The 16190-nt window shown below is 31.7% G+C and carries 14 protein-coding genes, 1 riboswitch and 1 other annotated feature; of the genes, 2 read left to right on the top strand and 12 right to left on the bottom strand.

The genetic code is table 11. The features are described from left to right. Nucleotides 1-67 precede the first annotated feature (67 nt). Nucleotides 68-1090 carry a DUF1646 family protein gene (locus KPL44_RS08270; protein ID WP_216248646.1) on the bottom strand — a complete coding sequence of 341 codons (1023 nt, stop codon included), beginning with the start codon at nt 1088-1090 and terminating at the stop codon, nt 68-70. A gap of 152 nt (nt 1091-1242) precedes the next feature. Beyond that, nucleotides 1243-1298, bottom strand: a sequence feature (sodium ion sensor (DUF1646 type); this cis-regulatory element may regulate processes involved in with the transportation of sodium ions). Between the two features lie 198 nt (nt 1299-1496). Here KPL44_RS08270 and KPL44_RS08265 point away from each other — a divergent pair. Next, nucleotides 1497-2429, top strand: coding sequence for a DUF475 domain-containing protein (locus KPL44_RS08265; RefSeq protein WP_216248644.1), 933 nt, complete (start codon nt 1497-1499; stop codon nt 2427-2429). 117 nt (nt 2430-2546) lie between these two features. Here KPL44_RS08265 and guaA read toward each other — a convergent pair whose 3' ends face one another. From guaA to groES, 4 genes are all read right to left on the bottom strand, one after another. Further along, entirely contained in the window at nt 2547-4076 is a 1530-nt protein-coding gene (guaA, locus tag KPL44_RS08260) for a glutamine-hydrolyzing GMP synthase (RefSeq protein ID WP_216249008.1), read from the bottom strand. Nucleotides 4077-4217: 141 nt separating this feature from the next. Continuing rightward, nucleotides 4218-5672 (bottom strand): IMP dehydrogenase, encoded by a 1455-nt coding sequence (guaB, locus tag KPL44_RS08255; protein ID WP_216248641.1) that lies wholly within the window; start codon nt 5670-5672, stop codon nt 4218-4220. Between the two features lie 212 nt (nt 5673-5884). Continuing rightward, nucleotides 5885-5982, bottom strand: a riboswitch (purine riboswitch). Between the two features lie 179 nt (nt 5983-6161). Continuing rightward, on the bottom strand, nt 6162-7790 hold the full coding sequence (gene groL, locus KPL44_RS08250) for a chaperonin GroEL (RefSeq protein ID WP_216248639.1): 1629 nt from the start codon (nt 7788-7790) through the stop codon (nt 6162-6164). A gap of 77 nt (nt 7791-7867) precedes the next feature. After that, the gene (groES, locus tag KPL44_RS08245; protein WP_171299175.1) at nt 7868-8155 is read right to left on the bottom strand and encodes a co-chaperone GroES; all 288 of its coding nucleotides are present in this window, start codon (nt 8153-8155) and stop codon (nt 7868-7870) included. Here groES and KPL44_RS08240 point away from each other — a divergent pair. Then, the gene (locus KPL44_RS08240) at nt 8148-9155 is read left to right on the top strand and encodes a TIGR01906 family membrane protein (protein ID WP_216248637.1); all 1008 of its coding nucleotides are present in this window, start codon (nt 8148-8150) and stop codon (nt 9153-9155) included. The genes groES and KPL44_RS08240 overlap by 8 nt on opposite strands. Nucleotides 9156-9175: 20 nt before the next feature. Here KPL44_RS08240 and KPL44_RS08235 read toward each other — a convergent pair whose 3' ends face one another. The 7 genes from KPL44_RS08235 to KPL44_RS08205 all read right to left on the bottom strand — a co-directional run. Beyond that, nucleotides 9176-9889, bottom strand: a complete 714-nt coding sequence (locus tag KPL44_RS08235) for a TVP38/TMEM64 family protein (RefSeq protein ID WP_216248636.1) — start codon at nt 9887-9889, stop codon at nt 9176-9178. 87 nt (nt 9890-9976) lie between these two features. Further along, nucleotides 9977-10858 carry a DNA-3-methyladenine glycosylase family protein gene (locus KPL44_RS08230; protein WP_216248633.1) on the bottom strand — a complete coding sequence of 294 codons (882 nt, stop codon included), beginning with the start codon at nt 10856-10858 and terminating at the stop codon, nt 9977-9979. A gap of 116 nt (nt 10859-10974) precedes the next feature. Further along, nucleotides 10975-12357, bottom strand: coding sequence for an NADPH-dependent glutamate synthase (gene gltA / locus KPL44_RS08225; protein WP_216248631.1), 1383 nt, complete (start codon nt 12355-12357; stop codon nt 10975-10977). Then, nucleotides 12357-13226, bottom strand: coding sequence for a sulfide/dihydroorotate dehydrogenase-like FAD/NAD-binding protein (locus KPL44_RS08220; protein WP_216248629.1), 870 nt, complete (start codon nt 13224-13226; stop codon nt 12357-12359). Before KPL44_RS08220 ends, gltA begins: the two co-directional genes overlap by 1 nt. Before the next feature lie 267 nt (nt 13227-13493). Beyond that, nucleotides 13494-14660 (bottom strand): iron-containing alcohol dehydrogenase, encoded by a 1167-nt coding sequence (locus tag KPL44_RS08215; protein ID WP_216248628.1) that lies wholly within the window; start codon nt 14658-14660, stop codon nt 13494-13496. A gap of 260 nt (nt 14661-14920) precedes the next feature. After that, nucleotides 14921-15769, bottom strand: coding sequence for a 3-hydroxybutyryl-CoA dehydrogenase (locus tag KPL44_RS08210; RefSeq protein ID WP_071611153.1), 849 nt, complete (start codon nt 15767-15769; stop codon nt 14921-14923). A gap of 141 nt (nt 15770-15910) precedes the next feature. Next, nucleotides 15911-16190: electron transfer flavoprotein subunit alpha/FixB family protein (locus KPL44_RS08205; RefSeq protein ID WP_216248626.1), on the bottom strand; the 280-nt coding region annotated here is incomplete at its 5' end.

The raw sequence follows: 16190 nt of genomic DNA, 5'->3' as shown, positions 1-16190 counted from the left end.
AAGACCCTCCATTTACACTAATATATATATTAGCACAAATGAATGGTCTTTTTAAATACAAAAATCACTAAACTACAAATAAAATAACATAATATATTAACATAATAGAAATTCCGATTGGAGCCCCTACCTTAATCCACTCTTTACTTGTAATTTTTAATTTACCAGCAGAAATAATATTTGGTATATTACCTGGAATCATTATTCCTCCACTGACAAGCAATCCTATTAGCACAGCCCTAATTTGTTCTGGTGACATTTTAACACTTATTTCCGCTGCAGCAAGTGTTGCATTATCTAATACTGCTGAGGACATATTAACCCAGTACAAATAACGAGTATCAAGTGGTAATATATAAGCCTCAATTATTGGTTTAAATCCTTCTCCAAGTAGCTCCAATGCAATAATGAATAGGAAAATTTTAATTGCCCTTATAATGATCAATTTGTTTGTTTCGCCTATAACAATTTCTTCATCGTTATCTGCTTTACCCTTTTCCTTTGATCCATAAGCTGCTCCCATAATTCCAAGTATTATTATACCAGGAATAATATAAATACCAAGTTGATCTAAAAGCGACCAAAAATTCAAACCAAGCCTAGAAACTACAATTGTAGATAATGGCTCCCCTATTGGGGTTAATATCGCACCTAGTCCAATTGAAAAACAAGCAATTATATTAATATTTATTTTATTTTTTCTGCTAATTGGGAGTATACTAACTATTTCTACTAATAGAAGGGCAGCTATAATTGCTGTTATTACGCTTGACAAAAGCCCTATAATTACTATTAATAAAAATATAAAAATTCTTAATGGAATACGTTTTAGAATATGTTCTAATGCTTTGTTTATATGGGTAGTTAGTGTTTTGAACAAAAATCCACCTATTAATACAGCAAAAGCTATAAAATACATGAATTTATTTTGAGCAATACTTAGTAAAAATGTTTTGTTTATTACACCGGAAGTAACAGCTGCTAATACCCCAATAGTAAAAAGAAAAATTTCAAGATTTGCTTCTACTTTTTTCGATACAATTGGTAATATAAAAGTTATTGCTAAAAGAAAAATTAGTATATAAATCATAATTATCACGTCCTTTTGTTATTGTAAATTATATTGAATTAGATCCGAATTACTATTTTTATATTATCCCATTCCAAAATTAGTAATATGCAATGGACTATGTTTTAAACATTATGAAGACAAAAAATAATAGAGTGGGATACTCAAATAAGAGTTTCCCACCCTAGAAACAAATTTTTCTCGGAATCAAACGTTAGTTTGTCCAACCGCTAACTATATTATAATTAAACTATATCATATATTTTATATTAACTCAACTGTATTTAATACAAGAATTTAGTCAGTACATATTTAATGTCACTGTTATCCTACCCTAAATAAATAAACATGTTGAAAGTACAAGTATCCATAGCTTATAATACATAAGTATAAACAACTATTTAATTTTGGAAGGAGTTTTGTCTAAATGGGATTTATGTCCATACTATTTATCATAATAGGTCTATGTGTATTCGAAATAGTGTCCAGCATCGATAATGCTGTAATAAACGCAGAAGTTCTTGGAACCATGTCTGAAAAAGCAAAGAAATGGTTTCTGTTCTACGGTATATTGTTTGCAGTATTTATTGTAAGAGGCATGTTGCCATGGATTATAGTCTGGGTAACTAATCCAGGACTCGGTCCCATAGGAGCTCTTACTGCCACATTTTCAAATGATCCACACATAAAAGAATCATTTGAACTTTCCACACCTATTCTGATGCTTGGAGGAGGAGTATTTTTATTATTCCTATTTCTTCATTGGTTATTTATTGAAGATAAGCACTTTGGACTTCCAGGTGAAGAATTCTTTGTTAAACACGGCGCATGGTTTTATGCAATAGTTTCTGTGATTTTAGTTGTAATTGTTGCATTAGCTTTGAAACATAATTCAGTATTGGCACTCTCTGCTGTAATCGGATCTTCTGCATTTTTTATTACTGATGGATTTAAGAAGAACGCAGAATCAAACGAACAACAATTATTGAGTAATACAAGTGGGATGTCTGACATTAGTAAGATATTATATTTAGAAATAATTGATATGACCTTTTCCATTGATGGGGTATTAGGCGCTTTTGCATTTACAACCTCAGTACCACTAATAATTTTGGGAAATGGCCTCGGAGCTATTGTTGTAAGGCAACTAACCATGGGGAATATAGAAAACATTAAAAAGTATATTTTTCTTAAGAATGGAGCAATGTATTCAATACTATGTCTTGGTGTAGTGATGATACTTGAAGGATTTAAAATAGAAATACCAGAATATATTACACCTTTAGTCACAATACTAATAATATTATTCTTTTTCTTTAAATCAAAAATTTATGCTAAAAACAATCTGGCATCTGAATAGGAGAATATTATTTATAAAAAAAGTGGTTATGATGTGCCTTTTTAATAGCATACATCATAACCACTTTTAATTCTATTAATATATCTAGGGTTTTCAATGATTCGTTTCCTAAATGACCTATTCCCACTCAATAGTAGAAGGCGGCTTACTAGTTATATCGTACACAATTCTGTTTACTCCTTTAACTTCATTAACGATTCTACGAGATACAACGTCCAATACCGCATAAGGTATTCTAGCCCAATCTGAAGTCATTGCATCGGAACTTGTAACAGCTCTTAAAGCTACTGTGTGACAATATGTTCGCTCGTCACCCATAACTCCAACGGACTTAATGTTAGGAAGACATGCAAAATACTGCCATATGTCCCCTTCAAGTCCAGCTTTAGCTATTTCATCTCTAAAAATTGCATCTGCCTCGCTAGTTATAAATAATTTTTCCTCAGTTATTTCTCCAAGTACTCTTATAGCAAGTCCTGGTCCTGGGAACGGTTGTCTCCACACTAAGTGATGTGGTATTCCAATTTCTTCTCCAACAGCTCTAACCTCATCTTTAAACAACTCTCTTAAAGGCTCAATTAGTTTAAAGTGCATATCTTTTGGAAGTCCTCCAACATTGTGATGACTTTTTATAGTAGCTGAAGTAGCAGTACCACTCTCCACTACATCTGGGTATATTGTTCCTTGAACAAGGAAATCTAATTGACCAAGTTTATTTGACTCTTCTTCAAAAACTCTTATAAATTCTTCTCCAATTATCTTTCTCTTTTTCTCTGGGTCACTTACACCCTTAAGCTTACCAAGGAATCTATCTTTAGCGTTAACTCTTATTATCTTCATATCGAATTCACCGTTAAATATGGTTTCAACTTGGTCGCCTTCATCTTTTCTAAGTAAACCATGATCTACAAACACACAAGTTAACTGATCACCAATTGCTTTGTAAACAAGTACTGCAGCAACTGAAGAATCAACTCCACCCGAGAGAGCACAAAGTACTTTTTTATCTCCAACTTGTTCTCTAATAGCCTTAATTTTCTCCTGTGCAAAAGAAGACATTGACCAATCCCCGTTAACCTGACATACATCATATAAGAACTTTCTAATCATTTCTTCACCAAAGAGAGTATGTTTTACTTCTGGATGAAATTGAACTCCATAAAGTTTTTTAGAAACATTTGCCATAGCAGCTACTGGACAATGTTTAGAAGTCGCAATAATCTCAAATCCTTTTGGTACTTTAGATATATGATCTGTATGACTCATCCAACATTGATTTTCATCTATTCCTTTGAAAATAGTAGCATCTTTATTTAGATCAACTTCTACTTTACCATATTCACGAACTTCTGATGTTTTAACTTCTCCACCAAATGCTTGTGCCATTAATTGAGCACCATAACATATCCCTAAAATAGGAATACCAAGCTCAAATATTTCTTTTTCAATTTGTGGAGCACCATCAGCATATACACTATTAGGTCCTCCCGTGAATATTATACCTATCGGATTCATGTTTTTTATTTTTTCAACAGAATATGTATATGGTATTATTTCACAATAAACACTATTTTCTCTAACTCTTCTTGCAATAAGTTGATTATATTGACCACCAAAATCAACTACTAAAACTAATTCTCTATTAATCAATGTTTTTCCTCCTGTACATTTAAGGCTTAATTTATCTATTGTTATCTATATTATCTATTAAAGCTATTAATCATCTATATTAGCAGTTAATTATCTATTCTAGCTATTTTCATCTATACTAGCAGTTAATTATCTATTCTAGCTATTTACGCTATAGTTCGGTGATTCTTTTGTAATTGATACATCATGTGGATGACTTTCGCGAAGTCCTGCTGAAGTTTGAACAACAAATGTTGAAGTTTCAAACAATTGTACAAGTGTTGCTGAACCTAAATATCCCATACCAGACCTTATACCACCGATCATCTGGAATATTGTATCTATAACGCTTCCTTTAAAAGGTAATCTTCCTTCTACACCTTCTGGAACTAACTTTTTATTTCCTTCTTGGAAATATCTATCCTTACTTCCACAAGCCATAGCACTTAAAGAACCCATGCCTCTGTATACCTTATAACTTCTTCCTTGGTATATTTCCATCTCGCCTGGTGCTTCCTCACAACCTGCGAACATAGAACCAATCATTACTACCTTAGCACCTGCTGCTAATGCCTTAACTATGTCTCCTGAGTATTTTATACCGCCATCTGCAATTACAGGAATTCCGTATTTATTTCCTTCTTCAACACAATCCATAACTGCTGTAAGCTGTGGAACACCTACTCCTGCAACAATTCTTGTAGTACATATAGAACCAGGACCTATACCAACCTTTACACAATCTGCCCCTGCTTCAATTAAATCACGAGTTGCTGCAGCAGTTGCAATATTTCCTGCAATTATTTGGAGTTCTGGGTATGCAGTCTTTATTTCACGTACAGCATCTAGTACTCCTAAAGAATGACCATGAGCTGTATCTATAGTTATTACATCCACGCCAGCCTTTACAAGTGCAGCTACCCTATCCATCTTATCAGCAGTTACGCCAACCGTTGCACCACATAACAATCTTCCACGAGAATCCTTTGCAGCATCTGGGAATCTTAGAGTTTTCTCTATATCTTTTATAGTTATAAGACCTCTTAAATTATTTTTGTTATCTACTAAAGGTAACTTCTCTATTTTATGTTTTTTAAGAAGTTCCTTAGCTTCTTGCATGCTTGTTCCTTCTGGTGCAGTAATTAGATTTTTACTTGTCATTATATCTTTAATCTTTTTACTATAATCAGTTTCAAAGACTATATCTCTATTAGTAATTATTCCAACGAGCTTTCCATCTGTTGTAATCGGAACTCCTGATATTCTATATTTCTTCATTAATTCTAAAGCATCTTCTAGAAGATTTTCTGGTGATAAGAAAAATGGATCCGTAATTACACCATTTTCTTGTCTTTTAACTCTATCAACTTCAATAGCTTGATTTTCTATACTCATATTCTTATGTATAATACCTATTCCACCCTCTCTAGCCATAGCAATAGCCATTCTAGATTCAGTAACAGTATCCATTGCTGCACTCATTAGTGGTATATTAAGTTTTATTTTTTTTGTAAGGTAGGTACCTAAAGTAACATCTCTAGGTAAAACCTCAGATTTGTTTGGGACTAACAATACATCGTCAAATGTATACGCTTGTTTTAATATCTTTGCCATTTAATCAACACCCCTTCGTACTTCTATTTTAGGTACATAAAAACAAATATCATATCAAAAATGATATTATATTTAATTAAATGTTCCTTATATTAATTTTTATAATTGGTATAAACCCACATATATATACAATATTGAAAAATAAGGTATAAAATATAGAAAAGCATACTAATCCTACTTTAACCAAAGTAAAATTAGCATACCTAAAATAAGTTCATACTAAAATTACCCATAGTGGTCAATTTAAGGCTGACCGTAGATGCTCCTTGCCGTATTCAAGGGATATATGAGTAGAGTTGTTTTTGTAGCTATTATAACCATGATAGTTAATGTTTAAAGATTTGTCAATAACTATCTTGTGCTTGCTCGTTTACATATTAAAAACATATTTTTATGATCTAATAAAATAAAAAAATCAACTAGATATAATCTAGTTAATTTTCCTATTCTAATGTATTTTATCCTAATTAATTAGAATATTATTTTTTCTTAGTACATTCCATCCATTCCCATTCCTGGTGCTCCACCCATTGGTGCTGGATTTTTCTCTGGAATATCTGCAACTGCAACTTCTGTTGTTAAGAATGTTGCTGCAACAGATGCCGCATTTTGAAGTGCTGATCTTACAACTTTTGTTGGGTCAACAATTCCTGCTTTATTCATATTCACTAATTTATCATGTAACGCATCATATCCAATTTCTCCAGCGCTTTCTCTAACTTTTTCTATTACAACTGAAGCTTCTGCACCAGCATTGGTAACTATTTGTCTTAATGGTTCTTCTAAAGCTCTCTTTATTATGTTGATACCTACTTGAATATCTGATACATCTGAAGTTAATTTAGCAATCTCAGTAATTGCATTAATATAAACTGTTCCACCACCTGGAACTATTCCTTCTTCAACTGCTGCTTTTGTAGCTGCAAGAGCATCTTCTATTCTTAATTTTTTCTCTTTTAATTCAGTTTCAGTAGCAGCTCCAACTTTTATTACAGCTACTCCTCCTGCAAGTTTAGCAAGTCTTTCTTGTAATTTTTCTTTATCAAAATCTGATGTAGTATCTTCAATTTGTTTTTTAATTTGAGATACTCTATCATGTATTGCGATCTTATCGCCTTTTCCATTTACTATCGTAGTGTTTTCTTTAGATATTTTAACACTTTCAGCTTTTCCAAGCATCTCAACAGTAACATCTTTTAATTCTTTTCCTAGTTCTTCACTTATAACTTCTCCACCAGTTAGAGTTGCTATATCTTGAAGCATTTCTTTTCTTCTATCACCAAAACCTGGAGCTTTAACTCCTACACAAGTAAAGGTTCCTCTTAACTTATTAACAACTAATGTACTTAAAGCTTCCCCTTCAATGTCCTCTGCAACTATTAACAATTTTTTACCTTGCTGAACAATTTGCTCAAGTATTGGAAGTATGTCTTGTATATTAGTTATTTTTTTATCTGTTATTAAAATATATGGTTCTTCAAGATTTGCTTCCATCTTTTCTGTATCTGTAACCATATATGCACTTAAATATCCACGGTCAAACTGCATTCCTTCAACTACGTCAAGTTCTGTCCCCATAGATTTTGATTCTTCTACAGTTATAACGCCTTCATTACCTACTTTTTCCATGGCGTCAGCTATTAAAGCACCTGTTACTTCATCGCTAGCTGATATAGATGCAACTCTAGCTATATCCTGTTTACCACTTACTGGTTTAGAAGCTTTTTTAATTTCTTCAACTGCTTTATCTACAGCCATTTTTATACCAGTTCTAATCATCATTGGATTAGCTCCAGCTGTAACATTCTTTAGACCTTCTCTTATTATAGCCTGAGCAAGTAATGTAGCTGTAGTTGTTCCATCTCCCGCTACATCATTAGTCTTTGTAGCAACTTCTTTAACAAGTTGCGCTCCCATATTTTCAAACGGATCTTCAAGTTCTATTTCTCTTGCTATAGTAACACCATCATTTGTTATTAATGGTGATCCAAATTTCTTATCTAAAATAACATTTCTACCTTTGGGTCCTAGTGTTATTTTTACTGTGTTTGCAAGTTTGTCTACACCTCTTTGCATAGCTCTTCTTGCTTCTTCTCCAAACAATACATTTTTAGCCATTTAAAAACCCTCCTTGTGCGTTAATGATTAAATATAATTAATAATAATATTTAATCATTTTTGCGATTAATTAAATATTATTTTTCAATTATAGCTAATAGTTCTTCTTGTTTTAATATGATATAATCAATACCATCATATTTTATTTCATTTCCTGAATATTTAGAAAATAGCACTTTATCTCCTGTTTTAACTTCCATTTTAATTAATTTTCCATCTTCTGTTTTTCCTGGTCCTACTGCAATAACCTCAGCTTCTTGTGGTTTTTCCTTTGAAGCTCCTGCAAGAACTATTCCACTTTTCGTAGTTTCTTCTGCTTCTAATCTTTTAATTAATACCCTATCACTAAGTGGTCTAATGTTCATTTTAAACCCCTCCTTTTATATTTTTATTCCTTTTGTTAGCACTCAGCGCATCCGAGTGCTAATATGTTCTATAACTTATATAATAATTAATAATCAGTATAATAGCAAGTTCAACTACTCAACATATTATTCCATTTATAATCATAAAAACAAATTACGCTTTATAACCACCGCATTTCATAGTTATTCTCTCATTTGCTTTATCCATTCCAATTTATGCAATTTTTATGAATTTATTTATTTCTGTATACATTTATGTATATCAGTTATACTTACTAATAGAGGTGATTTTGTGAATGTTTTAAACAGATCGATTATTAACTGCTTTTCTGTAACCTTTATTATTAGGAATATAAAGGGTTTTATTAAATTTTTATCTAAGGCGGTTTTTATTTCAAGTTTTATATTTTCTTTTCTAATTTCGAGTGTATATTTTACTTTACTTTTTAAACCCTTGTATTATATGGATATCGGAATATTACATATTGAAAATTCTTCGGGCTTAAATAAAAGCGAACTAAAATCCAATTATGATTATGTTATCACATATATAACTCAAAATACAAACGAAGAGTTTAATCTCCCAACACTACCATCATCTATTCATGGCAAAATCCATTTTAAAGAAGTTAAAGTAATATTTGATAAACTCAAAATAATGCTATTTTCCTCATTATTAATAAGCACTATAGGGATACTTGTAAACAAAAAACGGAAAACAATAAGATATCTATTAACTAGTTCCATTTCACTTATTGTCATACCGCTACTATTACTTATACCTTTTCTGGTTAATTTCGACAAAAGCTTCACAACTTTTCATCACATTTTCTTTAACAATGATTATTGGCTCTTTGATATTAAATCAGACCCGATAATAACAATCCTACCGCAGAGCTTTTTCTTTCACTGTGCTATATTAATTATTTTTTTAATAACCATGTGTAGCATAACGTTAAGTTTTATATATAAAACAACTAAAAAATCACATTCTTTATAATGTTTATAATGGATGTGATTTTAATATATTTTTTTGTTTTTAATCATATTTTTAATTATAATATTACCTTTTAAAATTCCTATTATGAATAAAAAGCTCATTATTGCTCCTATTATCATTAAACTTGTAACATCTTTTGAATATATTTTCTCCCCAAAATAAGATGATATAAAAATTCCCGGAACTCTGCCTAGTGTTGAGTATATGCAGAAATCTTTAAAAGAAATATTTGATACTCCACATATATACGCTAGCGCATCCTTAGGTATTCCCGGAATTAAATAAAACATGAATACAACAATCCTTTTACTTCCCACATCTAATATCTTTTTAAAGAATTTTATTTCCTTTTTTAACATAAGTTTTTCCACTAGTGGTTTGCAATAGTCCTTAGCAACAAGATATACTATTACACTTCCTAAAGTAATCCCAATTAAAGATATCACTCCACCCCAAAAAACGCCAAAAATATATCCCCCAGCAATTTGTATAAATTCTCCCGGAATAAAAAAAACTACTACTTGTAAAATCTGCATAAGTATGAAAACTAAAACACTGAAATTACCGTAAGAAAGAACAATTTCTTTCATCATATTAGGATTTTTTATTATATACGAATACTTGAAAGAATACTCATATCCTATATATAAGAAAACCAACAAAATTGCTATTATTACTATATGTTGTTTATGTTCTAACAGCTTTATCCTTATATAATCCCACACTTTTTTCATAGTTCTCCATCCTCTTCATTTTTATAAGCTTTTACCGTAGTCCGTACCTTTATATTTCATTTGCTATTTTGCTTAATTTTCAATAATTTATTCTATTTTAATATTATTTTCTCTCGCATAATAAAATAAATACTGTTGTGCAAAACCTGCTAAGCTTTCAAACTTATCTCTAGCAAAAATTCTTATTTTAGGTAGTGACACATCTGGCGCTAAATAAAAAAATTGCATTGCTCTCTTAACCCAAACATCCACTGGAAAAGCAGAATATTTTTGCATGGAAAACAACATGATGCAATCGGAAACCTTTGGTCCAATACCACTTAGTTTTTGTAACTCTTGATGACAAATATCATCATCACATGATTTAATAAATTCCAAGCTTATTTCACCTGCATATATTCTCTGAACTGCATCCTTTACATACTTAGATCTAAATCCCAAACCACAACTTTGAATTTCCTCAATAGATGCTTTATCTAATTCCTCTGCTGTTGGAAATGTATAGTAAGTTTCACCTTTATACTCTATTGCTTTTCCCCATTTTTCGCTTAACCTGTTTATAGCTCTTTTTATCATAGGTATTCTATTATTTGAAGAAATTATAAATGATATTGTAAGTTCAAACGGTTCCTGCTGAAGTAGTCTAATCCCATAACCAAAATTTACTGATCTTTCAAGAAGTGGATCTTTTCGAAATTTTTCTTTGATAACCGTATACTCTCTTTTAAGATCAAAGTAATTACACCAAATTTTTTGAAATTCTTCTTCATTTATATTGTATATTTTTACTTCCATCTCATTTTTTTCTACTTCTATTACCTTTCCATATGCCACTCCTATATAGTTACCGCTTTCTTGTTTGTTCCATCTAAAACATTGCCCACATTCGAATATATGAGCTAATTCGAAGTTATCTACGCCTTTTATGATAATACCCTTATCAAATGATTCAACCTTTTTATAATCCATAGTTTTTTCCTTTCCTTAAGCCTTATTATAATATCCCAATAAATGATAATAAAATTCATTATTTAAAAAAGCAACTCCATAAACCTTTGTTTATGGAGTTATTTAAATTGTATTTATTAGTTTGTTAACATTTCGTCTATAGCTTTAGCTGCTTTTTTACCTGCTTCCATAGCTAGTATAACTGTAGCTGCTCCTGAAACTGCATCTCCACCAGCATATACATTCTTTTTAGATGTTAATCCAGTTTCATCTTCAGCGATTATACACTTACGTTTATTAATATCTAAACCTTCTGTTGTCAAAGGTATTAATGGATTTGGTGATGTCCCTAGAGACATTATAACTGTATTAACATCCATTATAAATTCCGAACCTTCAATAGCTATAGGTCTTCTTCTTCCTGATGCATCAGGCTCACCTAGCTGCATTCTTATGCACTTCATTCCTATAACATTACCTTTTTCATCACCTAAGATTTCAATTGGGTTAACAAGTAGATCCATTATAACCCCTTCTTCTTTTGCATGGTGCACTTCCTCAACTCTTGCAGGAAGTTCTGATTCTGATCTTCTGTATACTATGTGCCCTTCTGCTCCAAGTCTCACTGCTGTACGCACAGAGTCCATAGCTACATTTCCTCCACCTACAACAGCAACCTTTTCGCCTGTTCTTATAGGTGTCTGATATCCTTCTTTATATGCTTTCATTAAATTATTTCTAGTTAAATACTCATTAGCAGAAAATACTCCGTTTAAATTTTCTCCTGGTATTCCCATAAACATTGGAAGTCCTGCACCTGAACCAATAAATACAGCTTTAAAATCTTCATCTTCCATTAATTGATCTATTGTTACAGTTCGTCCCACAATAACATTTGTTTCTAATTTGACACCTAATTTTTTAACATTTTCAACTTCATGTTTTACTACTGTTTCTTTTGGAAGCCTAAATTCCGGTATACCATATACCAAAACTCCACCAGCTTCATGAAGTGCTTCGAAAATTGTTACATCATATCCAGCTTTTGCTAAATCTCCTGCGCAAGTAAGTCCTGATGGACCACTTCCTACCACTGCAACCTTAATACCATTTTTAGGTTTAGTCTCTGAAAGATCGACATTATGTACCCTTGAGTAGTCCCCTACGAATCTTTCAAGTTTACCTATAGCTATTGCGTCTCCTTTTATTCCTAGGATACACTTGCTTTCACATTGAGTTTCTTGTGGACAAACCCTACCACAAACCGCAGGAAGTGAACTATATTTAGCTATCACCTTAACTGCCTCTACAAATTCTTTATCCTTAACATGTTTAATAAAACCCGGAATATCTATTGCAACAGGACATTTGCTAACACACATTGGTTTTTTACAGTTTAAACATCTTGTAGCTTCCTTAACTGCTTCATCCTCTGTATATCCTAAACATACCTCTGCAAAATTAGTTGCTCTTATTTTTGGATCTTGCTCTTCTATTGCGACTCTCTTCATCTTATCCATTACTTAGTACCTCCTAAACCACATCCGGCTTTAATGCCCTCATTTTTAGAAATTTCTTGTGTTTTGTACATTGCTTGTCTTCTCATCGCTTCCTCAAAATTAACCTTATGACCATCAAATTCTGGTCCATCAACGCAGGCGAACTTAGTTTTGCCGTCTACAGTAATCCTGCAGGCTCCACACATTCCTGTTCCATCTACCATAATAGGATTCATACTTACAATAGTTGATATACCAAGCTCTTCAGTTAATTTGCAAACAAATTTCATCATTATCATTGGTCCAATAGCAACAACTAAATCATATTTTTTACCTTCATTTTGGACTAATTCTTTTAATTTATTTGTAACAAGTCCCTTATATCCATAAGAACCGTCATCTGTACATGGATATACGTTTCCCGCTACTTTCTTCATTTCTTCTTCCATAATTACATATTCTTTAGCTTTAGCTCCTATTATTACATCTGCTTTTACGCCTTGAGAGTTAAGCCATTTAACCTGAGGATAAACTGGGGCGGTTCCAAGACCTCCTGCTACAAATACAATTTTCTTTTTCTTTAACTCTTCAATACTTTCACTCATTAATTCCGATGCTTGTCCAAGCGGTCCTACGAAATCTGAAAATGAATCCCCAATTTCATAGTTTTCCATTTCTTTTGTTGAGCAGCCTATAGTTTGAACTACTATAGTAACTGTACCTCTTTGCGCATCAAAGTCACTTATTGTTAACGGTATCCTCTCGCCTTTTTCATCCATTTTTATTATTATAAACTGACCAGGTTGTGCTGATTTAGCGACTCTTGGCGCCGCTATATCCATTAAAAATATTTGTGGTGCTAATGCTTTCTTTCCAACTATTTTATACATTTATTTACCCCCACATCTTTCTATTATTTTAGCCTACTTATGTACCCACATTAAAATTTTCATTATTCTAATATATTTATACTATCTTTATTCTACCACAAAAATCTAAAATATATTAAAACGTTAAAATTAATTTCAAATAAAATCTTATATTAAAATAGACAGATAGCAAATAGCATAACTTACCAATGCTAGTACTACCTGTCTATTATTAATTATTATCTACTATACATTACAAAACTTTTTCAATAATTATTTAATTTCATATTAGAAATTAACTTTTTCACCAGTAAATGAGCATGTTAATACTTTTTTCATCTCATCTAAATTTATTGATCTTGGATTTGATCCTGTACATGCATCTTTTAAGGCATTCTCAGCTATAAAGTCTAAATTAGCATCAAACTCTTCTTTAGTCATACCATTTTCAGAGAAAGATAATGGTATATTTAAAGTCTTATTTAAATCTTTTATCATATCAGTTAATGAATTTATTAATTCATCATCTGTATTCCCAGCAAGTTTTAATGTTCTAGCGATCGTAGCATATCTATCTCCACAAGATTTCTTATTAAAATCTATAACATGTGGAAGTAATATTGCATTTGCAAGACCATGTGCAACGTGGAATACACCACCTATTTTATGCGCCATACTATGAGATATTCCTAGTAATGCATTTGAAAATGCCATACCAGCAAGGCATTGTGCCATATGCATCTCATTTCTTGCTTCTACATTACCTTCAAATGATTTTACTAAATTCTCCTTAATCATAGTTATAGCTTGCATTGCAAGTGGGTCTGAGAAGTAAGAATGAAGTCCTGCAACATAAGCCTCAAGTGCATGAGTTAATGCATCCATACCTGTGTGCGCTGTTAATTTTGGTGGCATTGTTTGAGCTAGTGATGGATCAATTATAGCTACATCAGGAGTTAAGTTGAAATCCGCTAAAGGATATTTTATTTTTGCTTTATAGTCAGTAATTACTGAAAATGCTGTAACTTCTGATGCTGTTCCACTAGTTGATGGTATAGCTATAAATTTAGCCTTTTGTCTTAAGTCTGGAATACCAAATGGTATAACAGCTTGCTCAAAAGTGAATTCTGGATATTCATAGAAAATCCACATAGCTTTTGCTGCATCAATTGGTGAACCCCCACCGATTGAAATTATTAAGTCTGGCTCAAATTCTCTCATAACTGCTGCGCCACTCATAACTGTATCTACTGAAGGATCTGGTTCCACTCCAGTAATATGTTTAACTTCAATTCCGGCTTCATTTAAATAAGCTTCAACCTTATCTAAAAAACCAAATTTTTTCATAGAACTTCCACCAGTAACTATTACCGCTTTTTTACCTTTTATGGTTTTTAACACTTCTAAAGAATTTTCTCCAAAATAAATATCCCTTGGTAAAGTAAATCTATTCATTATGTATCCCTCCATTTTTAAATGTAGTAATGTATTTTTACACATTATATTTAGCAATGCTTGTCCCACTGTTTCCTATTTATACGTTATATTGTTAATAATATATCACTTACAGTATAAAGTCAACATACTAATAGTTAACTTTAGAAATTATTTACATATTGTTTATATTCGTCTATATTATATATAAATAATAAAGAAGGCATCATAACCATATTAAGGTTATAATGTCTTCTTTCTATTTGTTTAAAATTAATATCTTATTTTGAATAATCAAAGATACCTTTTTTAGTTTTTCTTCCAAGTAATCCGCCTCTAACATATTTTCTTAAAAGGCTATGAGCTCTGTACTTAGTATCTCCAGTCTCAGTATATAAAACATCCATGATAGCAAGACATACATCAAGGCCTATAAGATCTCCGAGTGCAAGAGGTCCCATTGGATGATTAGCGCCAAGTTTCATTGCTTTATCTATGTCTTCTGCAGATGCTATACCTTCTGCCATAATTCCTACAGCTTCGTTGATCATTGGAATTAATATTCTATTTACAACAAAACCAGGAGCTTCAGCAACTTCTACTGGATCCTTACCTATAGCAATTGCAATTTCTTTAACTGCATCAAAAGTTTCAGTTGATGTAGCCATTCCTTTGATTATCTCTACAAGTTTCATCATTGGAGCTGGATTAAAGAAATGCATTCCTATAACTTTATCAGGTCTCTTTGTAGCAGCTCCTACTTCAGTTATAGAAAGTGATGATGTGTTTGATGCTAAAATAGTTTCTGGTTTACAGATTGAATCAAGTTCTGCAAAAATTTCTTTCTTTATTTTCATAATTTCTACAGCTGCTTCAACTACTAAATCACAGTCTGCTGCTAATTTCATATCAGTAGTTCCTGTAACTCTTGAAAGTATTTCTTCCATTTGTGCTTCAGTTATTTTTTCTTTTTTAACTGATCTTTCTAAGTTCTTTTTAATTGTAGCAAGTCCTCTATCAACGAATTCATCTTTAATATCTCTCATTATTACTTCGCATCCATTAGCTGCAAATGTTTGAACAATACCTGCTCCCATAGTTCCAGCGCCAAGTACAAAAATCTTTTTCATAAAAACACACCCCTTAAATTTTATTATTTTAAAAATCTTATTTTAGTTACAACAAGACGTAGTATACTTTTTTAAAACTTACTTTAATACTACTTTTTAGCATTAAAGCAAGTTTTCTTAAATTACTATTATAAAATAAACCTATTTATTTTTTAATGTATTAATTTGAGCTATCATTTCTGGGATTACTTTAAGGAAATCTCCAGCTATTGCTACATCGGCAGCTTTCATGATAGGTGCAGTTGCATCTTTATTTATAGCTATTATGAAATCAGAATCTTGCATACCAGCTAAATGCTGAATTGCTCCTGAAATACCGCAAGCTATATATACAGTTGGTCTTACAGTTTTTCCTGTTTGACCTACTTGTACTGCTTTATCTATCCAACCATTTTCAACTGCTGCTCTTGATGCTCCTACT

The organism is Clostridium sp. DSM 17811 (assembly GCF_018861905.1).
Classification (GTDB): domain Bacteria; phylum Bacillota; class Clostridia; order Clostridiales; family Clostridiaceae; genus Clostridium_AD; species Clostridium_AD frigoriphilum.
This window is presented reverse-complemented; position numbering and strand designations above follow the sequence as displayed.